The organism is Leptospira licerasiae serovar Varillal str. VAR 010, from assembly GCF_000244755.1.
In the GTDB taxonomy this organism is placed as follows: domain Bacteria; phylum Spirochaetota; class Leptospiria; order Leptospirales; family Leptospiraceae; genus Leptospira_B; species Leptospira_B licerasiae.
Window position 1 is genome coordinate 397252 of sequence record NZ_AHOO02000011.1, and the last position, 17104, is coordinate 414355.

13 protein-coding genes are annotated in these 17104 nt (G+C 42.0%); 7 read left to right on the top strand and 6 right to left on the bottom strand.

The window, feature by feature from the left end; genetic code table 11:
• Positions 1 to 18: 18 nt before the first annotated feature.
• From LEP1GSC185_RS14390 to LEP1GSC185_RS14400, 3 genes are read right to left on the bottom strand one after another with little or no spacing between them, the layout of a single operon-like run.
• Entirely contained in the window at positions 19 to 780 is a 762-nt protein-coding gene (locus LEP1GSC185_RS14390) for an SDR family NAD(P)-dependent oxidoreductase (RefSeq protein ID WP_008594348.1), read from the bottom strand.
• Positions 777 to 1646, bottom strand: a complete 870-nt coding sequence (locus LEP1GSC185_RS14395; protein ID WP_008595890.1) for a four helix bundle protein — start codon at positions 1644 to 1646, stop codon at positions 777 to 779. The genes LEP1GSC185_RS14390 and LEP1GSC185_RS14395 overlap by 4 nt, the downstream gene beginning before the upstream one ends.
• Positions 1647 to 1651: 5 nt before the next feature.
• On the bottom strand, positions 1652 to 2092 hold the full coding sequence (locus LEP1GSC185_RS14400) for an acyl-CoA thioesterase (protein WP_008597046.1): 441 nt from the start codon (positions 2090 to 2092) through the stop codon (positions 1652 to 1654).
• A gap of 330 nt (positions 2093 to 2422) precedes the next feature.
• Here LEP1GSC185_RS14400 and LEP1GSC185_RS14405 point away from each other — a divergent pair, with 330 nt between their 5' ends.
• From LEP1GSC185_RS14405 to LEP1GSC185_RS14430, 6 genes are all read left to right on the top strand, one after another.
• Entirely contained in the window at positions 2423 to 4234 is a 1812-nt protein-coding gene (locus LEP1GSC185_RS14405) for a CoA-transferase (RefSeq protein ID WP_010515867.1), read from the top strand.
• 72 nt (positions 4235 to 4306) lie between these two features.
• Complete coding sequence (locus LEP1GSC185_RS14410) at positions 4307 to 5284, top strand: ketoacyl-ACP synthase III (protein ID WP_008593558.1); 978 nt, start codon at positions 4307 to 4309, stop codon at positions 5282 to 5284.
• A gap of 48 nt (positions 5285 to 5332) precedes the next feature.
• Positions 5333 to 10708, top strand: a complete 5376-nt coding sequence (locus tag LEP1GSC185_RS14415) for an AAA family ATPase (protein ID WP_008595866.1) — start codon at positions 5333 to 5335, stop codon at positions 10706 to 10708.
• 32 nt (positions 10709 to 10740) lie between these two features.
• A complete protein-coding gene (locus tag LEP1GSC185_RS14420) occupies positions 10741 to 11292 on the top strand; it encodes a SiaB family protein kinase (RefSeq protein ID WP_008595640.1) in 552 nt (183 codons plus the stop codon).
• 2 nt (positions 11293 to 11294) lie between these two features.
• On the top strand, positions 11295 to 11669 hold the full coding sequence (locus LEP1GSC185_RS14425; protein WP_008594487.1) for a DUF1987 domain-containing protein: 375 nt from the start codon (positions 11295 to 11297) through the stop codon (positions 11667 to 11669).
• 21 nt (positions 11670 to 11690) lie between these two features.
• Entirely contained in the window at positions 11691 to 13157 is a 1467-nt protein-coding gene (locus tag LEP1GSC185_RS14430; RefSeq protein ID WP_008595544.1) for an adenylate/guanylate cyclase domain-containing protein, read from the top strand.
• A gap of 116 nt (positions 13158 to 13273) precedes the next feature.
• Here the strand turns inward: LEP1GSC185_RS14430 and LEP1GSC185_RS14435 are convergent, their stop codons facing one another.
• Both LEP1GSC185_RS14435 and LEP1GSC185_RS14440 read right to left on the bottom strand, forming a co-directional pair.
• Positions 13274 to 13732: a VOC family protein gene (locus tag LEP1GSC185_RS14435; RefSeq protein ID WP_008594118.1), complete on the bottom strand. Its 459-nt coding sequence runs from the start codon at positions 13730 to 13732 to the stop codon at positions 13274 to 13276.
• 70 nt (positions 13733 to 13802) lie between these two features.
• Positions 13803 to 14888 (bottom strand): endonuclease/exonuclease/phosphatase family protein, encoded by a 1086-nt coding sequence (locus LEP1GSC185_RS14440; protein WP_008596981.1) that lies wholly within the window; start codon positions 14886 to 14888, stop codon positions 13803 to 13805.
• Positions 14889 to 15037: 149 nt separating this feature from the next.
• Here LEP1GSC185_RS14440 and LEP1GSC185_RS14450 point away from each other — a divergent pair, with 149 nt between their 5' ends.
• Positions 15038 to 16063, top strand: coding sequence for a hypothetical protein (locus tag LEP1GSC185_RS14450; protein WP_024864017.1), 1026 nt, complete (start codon positions 15038 to 15040; stop codon positions 16061 to 16063).
• Between the two features lie 51 nt (positions 16064 to 16114).
• Here LEP1GSC185_RS14450 and LEP1GSC185_RS14455 read toward each other — a convergent pair whose 3' ends face one another.
• Entirely contained in the window at positions 16115 to 17065 is a 951-nt protein-coding gene (locus tag LEP1GSC185_RS14455) for an alpha/beta hydrolase (RefSeq protein WP_008594343.1), read from the bottom strand.
• Positions 17066 to 17104: the final 39 nt, after the last annotated feature.

Genomic DNA, 17104 nt, shown 5'->3' on the forward strand with positions numbered 1-17104 from the left:
AGAAAAAAGATTACGTTTTTATTTAGCAGTATAGCCGCCGTCTACGGGAAGCGCCACGCCTGTGATAAAAGAAGCTTCCTCAGAACATAACCAAACCGCCGCTTTTGCCACTTCACTCGGTTCGGAAAGTCGATTGACCGGATGCAATCTGGTGATTTTTTTCTCGGCCTCCCTTGGATCAGACGAAGAATGGAACAGGCCTTCTAACATTTCCGTTCGAATAAATCCCGGACAAACCGCGTTCACTCTGATCTTTTTTTCAGCATATTCTAATGCTGCGGATTTTGTTAGTCCAACTACTCCATGTTTTGCTGCAGAATATGGAGCCACTTTCCAATCTGCGCCGACTAACCCTGCGATAGAGGAAACATTTACGATAGACCCACCTCCTCTTTTTAAGAGAAGTTCTATTTCATGTTTCATACAGAGCCAGGTTCCTTTTAGATCTACTGCGATCACTTTGTCCCAAACTTTCTCGGGATATTGATGTAGATCAATCGCAAGTCCTCCAACTGCAGCGTTATTCACTGCGTAGTCGAGTCCCCCGAATTCAGACTCCGCTCTTTGCACCAATTCTTTTACTTGGGAATCATCGGAGACATCGCAACGAAAGAATTTTACCTTTCCACCCAGTTTGGAAATTTCTTCCGCAGTTTTTTGTCCTTCTTCTTCTCTTCTTCCGCAGAATATAACCTTTGCACCTCTGGAAACGAATTCCAGTACGATCGCTTTTCCGATCCCTGCGTTCCCGCCTGTTACTAATGCGACCTTATCTTTCATCGGATCTTTCTAGTTTCTCCGGTCCTAACTTTATTCAGATATTTTTTGAGATGAGAATTAATTGTCTGAAGATCTTCCAACTCTTGGGAAGGGTCCACTTTTCCAAGATCCGCTACTAAGATCAAAAGATATCTTAACTCTTCCAAATGCACTTTTGCTCTTAGTATATTTTTTACTTTTTCGGCGCGTATCCTTGTTCCCCAAGCCCCCGCAATCCTAACAGGTAATAAAGAGGAAATAGATCTGATATGTTCCAAAAGACTTGGCTCTACTTTTCCTTTCCAACTCTCACAAAGTTCGTATAAATGAAGAAGGAAAACATGTGATAGATTCCACACTTCCAGTTTACGAAATCCGAATACGAATCCATCCGGACCAACAGCACTCGAGATCTCTTTTCCGATCTCAGGACTTTGCATCTTGATGTATTTGCCTGCGTCGAATTTATTTTTAAATTCAGAAGGCACAGGAACTACTTTCCTTTGTTTATAATCAAAGAATAAGACCCTAATCTTCACGACGGAGACCTTCTCCGCTCGATTCTTTTTAGAAAGCCTAAAATACAGATCGAAAGACTTCTCCCCGAAATTATCCAAAGAAACGTCTATAATCACTTTATCTTTATATAATAATTCTCCCTGGTATTGAATGGAAGCATTCGCGAATATGATACTATTTCCATGTATGTCGGTGACTGAATAACCCAGATATTGGAAGAATTGAAGATGAGCTTCCATTACAAGATCGAGTATACTTGCAAAAGAAACATGTATGTCCAAACTAAGATCGATCTTACGGATCGGTATTTCCGTCGAAAAATAATATTCCGATGGGAACTCAGCTTCTGACTGAGGATTCTGCGCCATGGAATTCATACTTCGAATTTCGCCCTAAATGCGGAGGGGATCTCTAAGGTCTTTTTAGAAACATAGTCGAAGAATACTAGAGAAATTTTCGCAAGCCCTACTTCTTCTTTGGAAACTTTTTGAGAGGCGGAAACATGTAACTCGCAGGACTTCTTTCCTAAATTAAAAATTCCTGCGGAAAATTCCAAAACGTCCCCTGCCTTCGCTTCGGATCTATATTCCACTTCCATTTTAGGAATAATGATATTTGCTCCCGCAATATTTGCCTTGGACCAAGAATTCGATTCTAAGAATGCATCGAATACTTCGTTTACGAGAGGGATAAATGTTTCGTATGTTAGATGAGAAACATAAAGTCCACCCACCACAGTTGCGCTTCTAGTATCCGATCTGCGGACAACTAGTTCTGTCTTGAATGTAAAAGACTCTTTGGTGGCTTCCGACATTTTAGCTTCTCTTTTCGAAGGGTTCCATCCTAGTATCGGAGCCTGGAAATCCGATCTTAAAGGCCGGGTCTATCGTATCACCGAGATTGAAGGGAAGATCTGAAATTTTTTATACCGGAGTCTGGCAAAAAAGAGAGGCCTAATCCATCCGACTTAGTAAACACTCGCATTAAACGATGTTAGTCTTTATATGCGAAATGTCATGGGATTTAAACTCACGATTTGACAGTATTTTCGCGTTGATTTCGTATGAATTCGGCCTTTTTTCCGTCAAAAATTTAACCTTTGGTGAAAATGCCTTTTGTCCGGGCTTTTCTACAAAATAAACGAATGCCACAAGAATCGAAACATCTAACTACTAAGATTCTTTCCGATCCTGATTCCCTTGTACGGGAATTTGTCAAGCCCGGTATGTACTTACACTTGGCCACTACCATGTCTAGGCCAAACGCACTTATCTATTCTCTCTCCAGAGTTTTTGAAGGAACGGATCCTGAGTTCACCATCAGCGTCGCTGGTATTCATTCCAGCGCTCATTGTTTAGCTCTTTCCGGCATCGTAAAAAAGATGATCACAGGTTTTGCGGGAGATAATTATCCTAAGCCTAGTCCAAACAGTTTGTATAAAGACTTGATGAGAGGAAAACCTTTCGAGTTGGAACTTTGGTCCCTTCTCACTCTGGTACAAAGATTAATGGCGGGAGCCATGAAACTTCCCGGTTTTGTTTCCAACTCTTTGGTAGGATCCGACCTAATTACGGACAAGTTAGGTAAGACTGCATTCTTATATCATAAACCTACCGAAGGAAATCCTTACGGAGAAGCTGCAAGTCCTCATCTAGATTCGGAAAGCAGAGGGACCAAAGAAAAAGACATGGTAGTACTTCTTCCTCTCTGCCCGGACATCACATTGGTCCATGGAGTAGTGGCGGACGAAGACGGAAACATTGTACTTTCTCAACCGGGAGGGGAAGGAGCCTGGGGCGCGCTTGCAGCCACAAAAGGTGTGATCGCTACCGTGGAAAAGATCGTACCAAGAGGAACAGTTCCTCCCGAACTAGTACATATACCTAGTTCAAAAGTTTTAGGGATAGCTCCGGCAAGATTTGGAGCTCATCCTCAATCATTAAGAGTGCAGGATTTTCCGGAGATCCCTGCTTTCGAAGGTGTGGAATCTTATTTGGATGATTACGAATTCCAAATGGAGGCCAATAAGGCGGTAAGCATTCCCGCTAAGGCAGAAAAATGGTATAAAGAAAATGTAATGTTGTCCGGGGGTCACGAAGAATATCTGGACCTGATAGGAGAAGTTAGGCTTAGACGTTTGAAGATGACTCCTCCGGAACATTCTCTCTCTTCTCCCGAAAATCCTAAAACGGTAAACGATTCGGAACAGATGATCATTCTTGCCGCAAGAGCGATCATAGAGAAGGTCAAGACGAAAGGATACAAAACAATTCTCGCGGGGATCGGAGCCGCACATATGGCTGCTTGGACAGCGGCCAAACTTCTGGAAAAAGAAGGGATCCATATCAATATCGTCGCAGAACTTGGGTTTTACGGAATGAAACCTTTTGCCGGTGATGTTTTTCTTTTCAGCCAACTTCATACCGAGCATTGTTCCATGTTGTCCGATATCGTGAGCATATTAGGAACGATCGTACCGGATGATTGTTTGGGAGTGATCGGCGCTGCGGAAGTAGACTGGTTTGGAAATATAAACTCAGTATTAGATGGAAAAGGAAACTTCTTAGTAGGTTCGGGAGGAGCGAACGATATCGTATCCACTGCGGACACAATCGTAGTAGCTAAGGCAAACCGTTTTAGATTTGTGAGAAAAGTAAAACATATCACTTCTCCCGGAGACAGAGTGGTAGAAGCAGTTTGTCAATTCGGTAGATTCCAAAGGGCTTCTTTTTCGGACCATCCTTTCGAATTGAGTTCCTGGCTTGCACCCGCATCCGACGAGGAGATGGAATCGGAAGAAGCCGTTCTAAGATACACACTTTGGCTCCCTCCTGACGAGGAACTTCCGATCACTCAAGAACCAGCAGTCAATTCCGACGAATTGACTGCTCTTAGAGAGTTGGATCCGGAAAGAATTTATACAGAACAGTTTATGGTGTATACCCGTTTGCCTTAAGTATGATAAAGATGAAGCAAAAGATTGGAATTATGACTGGAAATTTATTATGGACCAAAGGAGTATTGATCCATGGCGAATTCTAAAAACCTAGTTTCGAACGGGGTGGCGATTACTGGGATCGGACATTATCTCCCGGAAAGGATCGTCACTAACGATGAAATTCGCCCTAGATTAAAATATCCTGAAATGCATCCCGCCGAAAAAGCAGTCATCGGCAACATAGGTGTAACGGAAAGAAGAAGGGCAAACGAAAAAGAGACCGCCCAGTTCATGGCTGCAGAAACCTCCAAAATGATCCTAAAAGACGCGGGAAAAAAACCGGAGGATGTGGACTTATTCATTCTGGCCAACTGGACGGATCGCCTTTATTTGCCGGATCTGGCTCCTCAGGCTTCCAAACTTGCAGGAACTTCCAACGCATTAGCATTCGATATTTCTACCGCTTGCACTGGATTCGTTCACGGTGTTCAAATGGGATCAGCATTCTTAAGTAGTGGTAAATTTAAGAACGCGCTCGTGATCGGTAGCGAAAGATTTTCCGTTAGGACCAGAATGGGCGGTTACGGAGAATTTACTGCGGGTGATGCGGCTGCTGGAGTCCTACTGGAGTATACCGGAAACAAAGAATTCGGAATTATAGATTCCTTCCTAAAGGATGACGGGGATCTTGCCAGCATCATAGAAACAGGACCAGGGCCGAATTTTTACGTAAAAAGTTATCCGGAACTTGTGACCAACGCCGCGGATCTTACGCTTTCTGCGATGGATGATCTATTAAAGAAAAATAATGTCTCATTAGAGGATATAAATTGGGTCATTCCACATCCAGGAACGGACGTTGTGGTCCAGGACGTTCTTAAAAGAACAAAATTTCCTAGAGAAAAAATACTTTTGAATTTCGAAAGAGTAGGAAATACTTCCGCCGCATCCATTCCAATTGTATTATCCGAATATTATTATAAAGGGATCGTCAAAAAAGGCGATTTAATCCTTTCCCCTGCGGTTGGAGCCGGATTTTATTGGGGCGGTCTTTTGTATCGTCTCTGAAAATTCGATATTTAGAATATAATATAAAAATAAAGGTGAAGTAGAAGGATGATCGTAACAGGGTTCGAACTAAAAGAAAGACTGAATGCCGAATCTGCGTCCGAAGTTTATAAAGCTGTTCGTAAAGAGGACAGCAAGTCCGTTATCATCAAATTTCTTCCTGTTTTGGACGAATTACATCCTTCGGTGGTCAATCTTAGGAATGAATTCGAGATCCTAAATTTACTTTCTTCCGGTTATTTTGTTAAACCGATCAAATTCGAAAAACTGCAAGATGGGTTCGCACTTTTTATGGACTTCGTGCCTGGAGGTTCCTTAAAGGATTTTATCTCCAAAAAGCCGATGACCCTTTCGGACTTTTTCCCGATCGCAATCCAACTGGCGGAAAGGCTGAGCGAGATCCATTCCAAAAAGATCATACATAAGGACTTAAAGCCGGAAAATATAATATTCAATAAGGATGAAAAACAAGTCCGTATCATAGACTTCGGAATTTCCACCAGATTGAATAAGGAAGAGACTTCCTGGTCTGCGCCGAATATTCTAGAAGGTTCCATCCATTACGTTTCTCCAGAACAAACAGGAAGGATGAACCGTTCCGTAGATTACAGAAGCGATTTTTATTCTTTAGGGATCACTTACTATGAGATGTTGCTCGGAAAATTGCCGTTCGACGGAGACGATCTTTTACAATTAGTACATTCTCATTTGGCAAAGATCCCTGCATCTCCTAAGGAAGCAAGATCGGAGATCCCTACAGTACTTTCAGAAATTATAATGAAGCTTCTTGCAAAAAATGCGGAAGATAGATACCAAACTGCAAGAGGGCTCCAAGGAGATTTGGAGAAGGCATACGCTCTTTGGAAAGAAAAGACCGATTTTCCTTCTTTCCCTCTTGCCCAAACCGATTTTTCCACCGAATTCAAGATCCCTCAGAAACTTTACGGAAGGGACGAGTATATTAAAACACTTTTGGACGAATTCAAATCCGTTGCCACAAACGGAAGATCCAGAATGGTTCTGATCGGAGGTTATTCAGGTGTGGGAAAATCCTCACTTGTAAAAGAGATCAATAAGCCTCTCACGGAATCCAAAGGTTATTTTATCTCGGGAAAATTCGACCAGTACAATCGTAACCTCCCATTCTCCGCCATTATCCAAGTATTTTCCAGCTTGGTGGAATTGATCCTAACAGAATCTCCGGAAAGGATCGAGGCCTGGAAGAGTAAGATCAAAAAAGCGGTCGGTGCCAATGGAAAAGTAGTTACCGACGTGATCCCGGAACTCGAGATCATTATTGGGAAACAGGATCCTGTCCCTGAACTTGGTCCGCAAGAAAATGCAAACCGTTTTTATATAGTATTCCAAAACTTTATCAAGGTTTTTGCAAGTCCCGATCATCCGCTTGCGATCTTCCTGGACGATATGCAGTGGGCGGACACCGCTTCCTTAGAACTTCTAAAAAATCTAATGGAAGACGTAACAGTAAATTATCTTTTCATCATATTGGCCTACAGAGACAACGAGGTGGACTCCGCCCATCCTTTCCAAGTATTATTGGACACTTTGGAAAAAGAGGGATTGGATCCTTATAAGATCGTTCTTCAACCTTTGGCTCTAAAGGACGTAAGACAATTACTCTCCGACAGTCTTTATATTTCGGAAGATAAAACCGCCGAACTCGCAGAGATCGTTCATTCCAAAACCGGAGGAAACCCTTTCTTTATCGGGGAACTTCTGAAACAACTCGCCAAGGAAGACTCCGTCTATTTCGACCAGGGTTCCGGAAAACCGGGAGAAGGAGTCTGGAAATGGGACATCGCCAAGATCAGAAACACTAAAATTTCGGATAACGTTGTAGAACTTTTAGTGAATAGGATCCGTAAACTTTCTCCTAAGATCCAAGAAACTTTGGAATTGGCTGCATGTATCGGGAGTAGTTTCGATCTGGCGCTTCTCACCAGAATTTTAGAAACGGATTATAAAACGGCCCTTAGTTCTTTGCAGGAAACGATCGCGGAAGAATTGATCGTTCCGATCGGAGAAAATTATCGCCTTGCAGAATCTTTCGAAGAAACTGCTGCGAATAAGGACAAAAATTACCAAACTGCTAAAACGGTAACTTTCCGATTCCAGCACGATAGAGTCCAACAAGCGGCTTACGAAATCATAGAAGAAGAAAAGAAAAAGAAGATCCGCTTACAATTAGGAAGGTTCCTGATAGAAGGAGCGGATACCAAGCATATCGAAGACAATATTTTCGATATTGCAAATCATATGAATATCGGCTCGGGTCTTATCACCGAACCTGCCGAAAAATTGAAGCTGGCCCAGCTTGATTTAATCGCTGGGAAGAAGGCCAAAAATTCCACCGCATACAAACCTGCCCTATCATATATAGCAAAGGCAAGAGAGCTACTCTTCTTACTTCCGGAAGCTTCTCAAGGAGATGACGCTCTCTGGAATGCCAAGTATGAGCTTTGTTATTCTATCTTTAGAGAATTAGGCGAAACCCAATACCTTACCGGAAATTTTGACGATTCTCAAAAAACTATAGATACACTTTTGAAATACGCAAGATCTCCGATCGAAAAAGCGGACGCTTGTAATCTTCTCATCATCCAATATTCCGCTCTTGGAAAATTCGACCTTGCTCTTCCTATGATCATCAAGGCTCTCCAACCTTTAGGTGTGGATATTCCTGAAAAAGATCATGAAAAAGTCACCGAAGAAGAGATAGAGATCGTAAACAAGGCCTTGGAAGGAAAGACTGTGGACTCCTTGTTGGACCTCCCACTGATCCAGAAACAAGAACAGATCATGGCGGTGAATCTTTTGATCAGCGCTATTCCCACAGTTTACAATTTCGCGTTATCGCTTTTTCCGATCGTTTCCTTAAAGATGGTAAATCTATTTTTGAAGTATGGAAACCTTTCCGATCCGTACGGATATTCCATGTATGCGATCCTTCTCACTTCAGGATTCCAACAATATAGAAGAGGTTACGAATTCGCGGAACTTGCCATTAAGGTCAGCGAAAAGTATAAAAACCCGAGCGGTATCACCAAAGCCGCAAATATTCTCGCAAACTATACGACTCCTTTCGTAAGGCATTTAAAATATTCGGAAGAGATCAATCATAGAGGGATCCAAGCCAGCTTAGAATCCGGAGAATTTCTTCACGGCGGTTACTGCGCAATGAACGACGCAGTGAATGTGGTCCTTCAATCCAAAAATCTAGAATTAGTAAAACCTAAAATAGACGGTCTTTTAAAATTCACCCGTAAGGTAAAAAATAACTTAGCGATCGATACCGTTCTCGCATCCGCATTGGTGGTATCCAATCTAAGAGGAAAAACTCCTTCCCATTTGGAATTCTCCACAGATGAAATGAGCGAGAATGATTATATAGAACTATGTAATTCTCACCAGAGTCCCTTCCCTGTTTGTCTTTTTAAGATAATGAAAGCCAGAACTCTTCTCAGCTATGGAGAAGCGGAAAGTGCATTGAAAGAGTTGGAAGAATCGGAAAGTATGTTAGGATTCATCTCCGGTCAGATCGCTGTAGAAGAGCATGCATATCTATATTCTTTGGCAATGGCTGCAAATTACAAACTTTCTACCCAAGAACAAAAGGCTAAGTTCTTAGAAAGGATTAAGAAGAACCAACAGAAACTAAAAATACTTTCAGAAAACGCGCCTGAAAACTTCGAACATAAATATCTTTTGGTAGAAGCAGAACTTTCAAGATTAGAATACAAAAACTGGAAAGCTGCTAAAACTTACGAACAAGCCGTACAACTTGCCGGCAAAAACGAATATTATAATGACGAGGCTTTAGCGGCGGAACTCGCATCCAAATTCTGGTTCTCCAAAGGAAGCGCCAAGATCGGATCCCAGTACATCGCAGAAGCTTACCAAAAATACGGAAGATGGGGAGCCACGAAAAAGCAGGAGCTTCTCAAAGCAAAATTCCCGGAATTCATCCGAGAAAAAGGAAGAGATACTTTCCGCACTACCCGTACAATCGGGACTTTAAGCACAAGGACAGCTTCCGCAACGGAAGTTTATTCAGGGCAAACTTTAGATTTCCAATCCATTCTGAAAAGTTCCACCGCAATCTCCGGGGAGATCAAACTTGAATCCTTATTGGATACCTTGATGCAGATCTCCATAGAGAACGTAGGCGCGGAAAAAGGTGTCATGATCCTGAGAAGGGACGGAAAACTTTTCGTGGAAGCGGAAGGTAGCACAACGGACGACGAGGTCAGAGTACTCCAAGGGATACCTATCCAAGAAAGCAAAAATATACCGATTAGCGTTATCTATTACGTGGAGAGAACCAAAGAAGATCTGGTGCTGCGTAACGCATTTGCTGACGAAAAGTTCAACAAGGATCCGTATATTAGAGAAAGGAAAACAAAATCCGTTCTATGTTCTCCGATCATCAAGCAAGGAGAACTGATAGGTATATTATATTTGGAGAATAATCTTTCCGAGGCGGCATTCACTTCGGATAGACTTCAGACTATCTCCATCCTATCTTCCCAGGCAGCGATTTCCATCGATAATGCATTACTTTACGCGAATTTGGAAAGCAAGGTCGCAGAAAGAACGAAAGAATTAGCTCAAGCCAACGACGATCTGGCATTAAAAAACCAGCATATTACGGATAGTATTACATATTCATTGAATATTCAGCAGGCTATTTTACCTTCTTCTGAAGTATTGGGAAGCTCACTTTCAGATTATTTTGTGGTATTCCGTCCGAAAGATATAGTATCCGGAGATTTTTACTGGTTTTCAAAACAGGAAGATGCAATATATATCGCATCAGTAGATTGTACCGGGCACGGAGTTCCGGGAGCTCTTATGTCCATGATTGGAAATACTTTGCTTAATCAGATCGTGAACGAAATCGGCATTACGGATCCGGGATCTATTTTAGAACAACTGCATGAAAAGGTAAGACAAGCCCTCAAACAGGACATGGACCAGACAAATTCCAGAGACGGAATGGATCTTTGTTTACTAAAGATCGAAGGAAACAATTTATACTTTGCGGGAGCAAAACGGCCTATTTTTATTGGAAAAGGCGGAGTCTTGACCGAAATTAAAGGAGATAGATTCTCGATCGGCGGCAGGCAAAAAGAAGAAACGCGAAAATTTACTACACACTCCATTCCCTTAGAAAAAGGAATACGTACGAGTGTTTATTTAACCACGGACGGTTTTATGGACCAGCCGAATCCTGACCGACAAAAAATTGGTACCAAAGGATTGTTAAACTTCTTAAGCGGGATAGAACATCTTTCCGGTGAAGAACAAAAAGAACGTTTAGAATCCTTCCTGTTAGCCCACCAAAACGGAGAGGCCCAACGGGACGACATAACACTAGTCGGCATAATACTGGGGGGAAGATAAGGAGATGTTTCTGAAAAAGGAAGATGCTGAAGATGGAAAATGAAGTCATAAATCTATTTAAGACTTATCAGGAAACCAGCGAATACAATCTGCTCGTATCCTTTAAGGGCAGACTGTCCCAGGAAGTTCTAACCGAATTAGGATCTATGATCCGGACTTCTTTGAGCACGGAATCCAAAATAAAAAAAATTTTTGCGGTATTTATTGAATTAGCGCAAAATATGCTGCACTACTCCGCTGAGCGAAAAATTAACGAAGAGCAGAAAGATGCAGGCGTAGGTATCCTCATAGTAAGGGAAAATTCGGTTGGCTACCATGTTGCTTCGGGAAATTTGGTACTAAACGAGAAGATCGAGTTTTTGACCGAAAGGATCCAAAAAATCAACTCCATGAGTAAGGACGAATTAAAGTCCTTCTACCAACAGCAACTTAGATCGGAGAGGCCGGAAGATAGCAAAGGAGCAGGTGTGGGATTAATCGATATCGCCAGGAAGTCAGACGGACCTCTGGTGTTTCGTTTCGACAAATTGGATGGTAAACTGTCCTTTTTTACAATCTCCGCATTCTTTACGAAGGAAAACTAATCATGGAATCCTTACATATACAACAGACTAAAACTTCACCGGAAATCATCTTAGAATCGGACAAGGGGCTCGCGGAAATTATCGGAGAATCTTATCCTGAAAACGCAATGGCGTTTTACAAACCAGTCTTTGATTGGTTGTCTGCGATCCAAGCTGCAAACAAACAGATCCAGTTCCGTTTTCAAATGGATTATTTTAACACCAGTTCTTCCAAAGTGATCATGGACATTCTAGACAATCTCCAGAAATATCATGACAAAGGCGGAAAGGTGGAAGTCGAGTGGCTTTATAAAGAAGACGACGAAGACATGCAGGAAACCGGAGAGGAATTCTCTTCCGATTTGTCCCTGCCTTTCAAAATGAAATCTTATAAATAAGATTTCTTTCGTGCGGCACAAGTGGAAAAGAACGAAACTTCGAAAGAGCAGAATACTTTTTTCGAGCAGGAATTTAAACTTCTCTCGGACGCTCAGGCTTTTTTAGAAGATTCGAATACCAAAGAGGATCCTAAACAAAAATTAAAAACCCTTGTAGGATCCTACGAGTCCCTTCTCAAACAATCTTCAAAGATCATGAAGATCGGGGACTCCACCCAGCATAGACTTCTCAAAACTCAGGAAGCATTAACCGATTCTAATATAATGTTAGAGGCCGCTTATATGGACCTCAAACTTGTAACTGAGATCGGAAAGATCATCACTTCTTCGCTCGAACCGAAAGTTATCATACAATCCGTATATGAGAATACCAAATCCATCGTTCCAATGGATGTTCTCGCATTCGGGACCTACGACGAAGAAAAAAAAGAGATCAAATATAAATTTTGCGTAATAGACGGTCGATATGTCCCCGCACCTTCTGTAGATTCTTTGGAAGAAGACAACCCTTCTTCTTATTGCGTTAAACAACAAAAAGAACTGATCACACTGGATATCGAAAAAGATTATCCTAATTATTTAGCGGATATCAGAAAACATTTCGGAGAAAACTCCCAATCTGCGTTATACTTTCCTCTCAAGGTAGAAGAACGCCTGATCGGGATACTCACAGTCCATAGTTATTCCAAAAACGCATTTCAGCCAAACCAACTGAATATTCTAAGGACCTTGGCGAACTATGTGGCAATCGGTGTGGATAACGCGGACGCCTACAGAACACTTTCCAAAAGAAACAAAGAATTAAAGGATTCTTTGGAAAAGATCGAAGTCCTGAACAAAAGTATAGAAGAAGAAAGACAGAAATCCGAAAACTTACTTCTGAACATTCTACCTAGAAGTATCGCGGATCGTTTAAAAGGAGGAGAAGGTGTTATCGCGGATTATTTTCCTTCTTCCACCGTATTATTCGCCGATATAGTCGGATTTTCCAAACTTACCACTAAAATCCAAACTCCTACCAGACTTGTAGAGATCTTGAACCGTATTTTTACTGAGTTCGACGTGATCGCCGACAAATATAAATTAGAAAAGATTAAAACAATAGGCGATTGTTATATGTTGGCCGGCGGTATTCCTGTTCCGACGGAAGACCACGCTCATAAGGCCGCCCAGGCTGCATTGGATATGATCCATCGTTTAGATGAATTAAAGCCTGAGCTGGAATTCGAGTTTAACGTTCGTATCGGTCTTCATACCGGAGAGGTTGTTGCTGGAGTGATCGGAAAGAACAAATTCGTGTACGATCTCTGGGGCGATTCCGTAAATACCGCCTCGCGCATGGAATCTCACGGGGCGACCGGAAGGATCCATGTTTCCGAATCCGTGTATCTTTCCTTAAAAGATAAGTATAATTTCGAAGATAGGAATGTGATCGAGGTAAAAGGAAAAGGCCCGATGCATACTTACTTCCTACAAGGCATTAAATAATCCTAATATAAGAAAGGATCTCCTAAGAGATCCTTTTTTGTCGTCGTTATAGTCCGTCTAAAATATAAGTGATCGATCAATATTTAAGTTTCGGACCTCACAAGAGCAAGAAGATCTTAGCCTAGGGCGTCTATCACATCCTTAGGAGCTTGTACAAGTTCGATAAGCACTCCCTCGCCGCAAAGTGGAAATTCCTCGTTTCCTTTAGGATGGATAAAAGTCACTTCGTGACCTCCCGCTCCTTTGCGGATACCGCCTGGAGTAAAACGGACTCCTTGTGAGCTCAACCATTCTACAGCCTTGTGAATATCATCTACCCAAAGTCCGATATGATTCAGCTTTGGATCGTTCACTCTTGGGCTTTTGGTCGGATCCACAGGTTCCATGATATCTACTTCTACAGCGTAAGGTCCTTTTCCCATCTGTAGGATGTCCTCATCTACGTTCTCTTTTTCACTTCTAAAAGAACCGATGTTTTGCAATCCGAGAGTATCCACCCAAAATTTTTTGAGTTTATCCTTACTGTCTCCGCCGACTGCGATCTGCTGCACTCCCAGAATTTTAAACGGTCTCATAATGCCCTATCTTTCCTTTTTTTCCAAATTCTTTCCCTCATAGAAAAGAGCAAGGATTTGTCCAATCGGATTAACGAGATTCCAAAGAGAAGGTAGCCTCTAAAGGAAGGTGATCGCTGGATTCAAAGGCCTCCCCTTCTTTTAACACCACATATTCTTTTTTAGTTAAACCTTTAGAATAGAACATATAATCTATAGTTCGATCCGGCTTTGCAATCTGAGGATCGTTAGGCACATGGGTATAAAATTTTTCCTGATTGGGTCCGTTCAATTCCTCCAAACTTGCGGTCGAATCCCATTTTTTGAATAAAGGAGCGATCTCTTCGTCGTCACTATAGAAATACGCTCCGTTAGGATGTAATTGTTTTCTGGAAAATCCGGGAGGAAGAAGATTAAAATCTCCGGCCAAGACCCATTCCGATCTTTCAGAATCCAATTTTTCTAACAATCCAGATATGAATGCAACCTGCTTCTGCATGGTATCCGTTCCCATAGAGAAAGCGTCCAAATGTGTATTCAAAAGTACCAAAGGTTTTTTATCTTTTACTTCTATGAATGCTTCTAGGACAGCCCGTTTTAACTGCATTTGTTTAGTGATCGGATCTGCAGGAGGCGTGGGGAGTTGATGGCGAGAAGCGGAAAGAATTTTATATTTACTGAATATAGTGAGTTTCATTCCGACGGAACCCATGATCTTTGGATGGGGAACGAAACCCGCCTTCCAATAAAAAGCTTCCGTTTGACAAGGGTATCTATCCGAAAGTAAGGGAAGAATTCTTTCAGATTGATTTTCGGAGTACGTTTTTTTAGCTCCATCATCCACTTCTTGAAATAAAACAAAGTCAGGATCTCTTTCTAAGATTACATTCGCAACTTTTTTAAGAGTAGATTCTATCTCCTGCCTGGAAGGTCCAACATCCGGTCCGGTTTCATCCGGAACGTCATACCAAAACACTCTATTCCTTCCCGCAAAATATTGCACGTTCCAAGATAATACCTTGATCGGCTCCGAAGACTCCAGACTAGGAGCACCGTCTTCACATTTTACTCGGGCTGTTTCCAAGTCGGATGGATGGAATGTGGAAAAATAAACCAGCAGAAGTAATAAAGCGAAAACACTTAATAACACCAGAAGGATTCTTTTGAATAATTTCAAGACTGCCTCATCTATTTATTTCGTTTCTTGGCCTTCCTTTCTAATGAAATTCCCCACATTCGTCCACAATTTTAGAGTTTTCAGATACAAGAATCAGAACGGAAAGACTTTCCCTTTTTCAGGGGATAAGAAACATTGGAATCGGTCCCATGCAGAACAAATTTCTAATCCTATTCTTTTCTCTTTTTATATGTTTTAGCCTATCTCCCTTGTTTGGGGAGGAACTGGAATTGCAGATAGTTCTCAAAAATGGAAGTACAGGCGGACCGGGCTCCGCAGAATCGATTCGTCTATTCGCTTTGGAAAGACAGATGATGCCCTTGCCTCTTCCTGAGCAGGGTCCGGTAAGAGGAAGTTTTAAACTTCCTAAGATCAACGCTCCGGATGGACTTCCTATATTGCTCCAAGTGACTTATAATGGCGTAAATTATAATAAGATGATCCCTCCGGTACCGATGATGAGGTCCCGTCCGCAAGAGGTCACAGTTTACGATAAAACCCTGGATCGTTCAGTAGTCAAAACAAAGTCGCTTCTACAAGTAGTGAGAGAAAAAGACGTATTAGTAATTTCTAAAGTATCTATTCTTACCAACAATACTATTCCTCCTAAAAGTTTTCAGAACCCGAACGATCCTTTAGAAGTTTACGTTCCGGAAGAAGCATTAGAAGTAAGCGCCCAATTGACCCAAAGCACGAATAAGATGGCGATCCCCATCCAGTTGACTAAGGGGAAAAACGGTTGGGTGATCGACCGGGCAATTCTTCCTGGAACTTCCCAGTTGTTTGTGAGTTATGTGATCCCTTCCACCAATCTATCTCCTACTCAATTTAAAGATAGATTATTATTCGAAAACCAAGAAGGAGAGAAAGTGATCTTCTCCAAACCGAAAGACATGCAGGTTTCCTTTATCGGACAAAAGGGGACACGCCCTGTTTCCGTGGACGCTCCTCCTGATGTGAATTCGAATATAGTCAGCTATGCCGGACCTCAATATGAGATCACTCTTTCCGTGATCGGGGGAGAACCGATCAATGAAACTGCTAACCAAGAAAGAGAGATCAATAACGGGAGCATATTCGTCTCCACCGAAAAAACAATCTATGGTGTGATTGGAATTCTTTCTTTCTTATTCTTCCTTTCTTTTACGATCACTTATAGACTTAGAAAAGAATAAGTAGTAGGATCGATACCTGACCGGATGTTGGAATTCCAACATCCGATTGTGTCATTTCTTCTTTGCGGCTAATTTCTTTTTAGGGGAAGGCTTTGATTTTGCCGCTTTCTTAATACTTGGCTTTTTAGCGGAAGACTTTGCCCTTTCAGGAACCAGAGAATCCATAAATTCTTTGATATCCTTTAGGACCTTCTCTCTTTCTCCCGCAGGCTCGTTCATAAGTTCATGATAGAAACCTTTATAGGTCTTCATTCTTTTATTTTTATAAACTAAATGATTATAAAATTCCAAACTCCCGGCAGGATCTGCAATCCCGTCCGCTAAACCGTGCAGAATGAGGATGGGAGTCCTTAGGATCGCCGCCTTTCTGTTCGCAATCGCTCCCTGTTGGAACAATTCGTAACCCATAGAGAACGAAATTTTACCATGAACTAAAGGATCGTCAATGTACGCCTGGACAACTTCAGGATCTCTACTTACCAGACTTGTATCTAAGTTTGCGTCCAAAGTGGTAGAAGGTGCAATCTTACGCAAAAAACCTGCTACAGAGATCTGAAATCTTTGGAATGCAGTAGTAGGGATCTTTAATGCAGAAGAGCAGGCAACAACTCCATAGATATAGTCCTGATTGATCCCTTCTAAGGCGTAACGAATGACCACCACTCCACCCATCGAATGGCCTAAAAGTAGGATCTTATCTCTCTGCTCTCTTTTGCGTACCTCTTGCACAAAGTCGGCAAGATCGTCTACAAATGCTTCGAAACCGGAGGCGTGACCTCTTTTACCTTCCGATTTACCATGACCTCTTAGATCCAGACCGTAAAAATTTACATCGCTATCCTTAAAATACTGGATGAGGTTGGAATACCTACCGCTATGTTCTCCGAATCCATGACAAAAAACAATTACACGATTTGCTCCGGATTTGGTCCACGCTTGGGCGTATAATTTGGTATTGTCTCTGGAAGATTGAAAGAAGAATTCTTTATGTTGGTAGGCCATGCTGTTTGGCTCCATCTAGGTTAGGGGCGGTATCCCTCG

What these genes read in the sequence shown, in the direction of transcription:
- LEP1GSC185_RS14390 (WP_008594348.1), bottom strand. Translation starts at nt 780, where the DNA reads ATGAAAGATAAGGTCGCATTAGTAACAGGCGGGAACGCAGGGATCGGA.
- LEP1GSC185_RS14395 (WP_008595890.1), bottom strand. Translation starts at nt 1,646, where the DNA reads ATGGCGCAGAATCCTCAGTCAGAAGCTGAGTTCCCATCGGAATATTAT.
- LEP1GSC185_RS14400 (WP_008597046.1), bottom strand. Translation starts at nt 2,092, where the DNA reads ATGTCGGAAGCCACCAAAGAGTCTTTTACATTCAAGACAGAACTAGTT.
- LEP1GSC185_RS14405 (WP_010515867.1), top strand. Translation starts at nt 2,423, where the DNA reads ATGCCACAAGAATCGAAACATCTAACTACTAAGATTCTTTCCGATCCT.
- LEP1GSC185_RS14410 (WP_008593558.1), top strand. Translation starts at nt 4,307, where the DNA reads ATGGCGAATTCTAAAAACCTAGTTTCGAACGGGGTGGCGATTACTGGG.
- LEP1GSC185_RS14415 (WP_008595866.1), top strand. Translation starts at nt 5,333, where the DNA reads ATGATCGTAACAGGGTTCGAACTAAAAGAAAGACTGAATGCCGAATCT.
- LEP1GSC185_RS14420 (WP_008595640.1), top strand. Translation starts at nt 10,741, where the DNA reads ATGGAAAATGAAGTCATAAATCTATTTAAGACTTATCAGGAAACCAGC.
- LEP1GSC185_RS14425 (WP_008594487.1), top strand. Translation starts at nt 11,295, where the DNA reads ATGGAATCCTTACATATACAACAGACTAAAACTTCACCGGAAATCATC.
- LEP1GSC185_RS14435 (WP_008594118.1), bottom strand. Translation starts at nt 13,732, where the DNA reads ATGAGACCGTTTAAAATTCTGGGAGTGCAGCAGATCGCAGTCGGCGGA.
- LEP1GSC185_RS14450 (WP_024864017.1), top strand. Translation starts at nt 15,038, where the DNA reads ATGCAGAACAAATTTCTAATCCTATTCTTTTCTCTTTTTATATGTTTT.
- LEP1GSC185_RS14455 (WP_008594343.1), bottom strand. Translation starts at nt 17,065, where the DNA reads ATGGCCTACCAACATAAAGAATTCTTCTTTCAATCTTCCAGAGACAAT.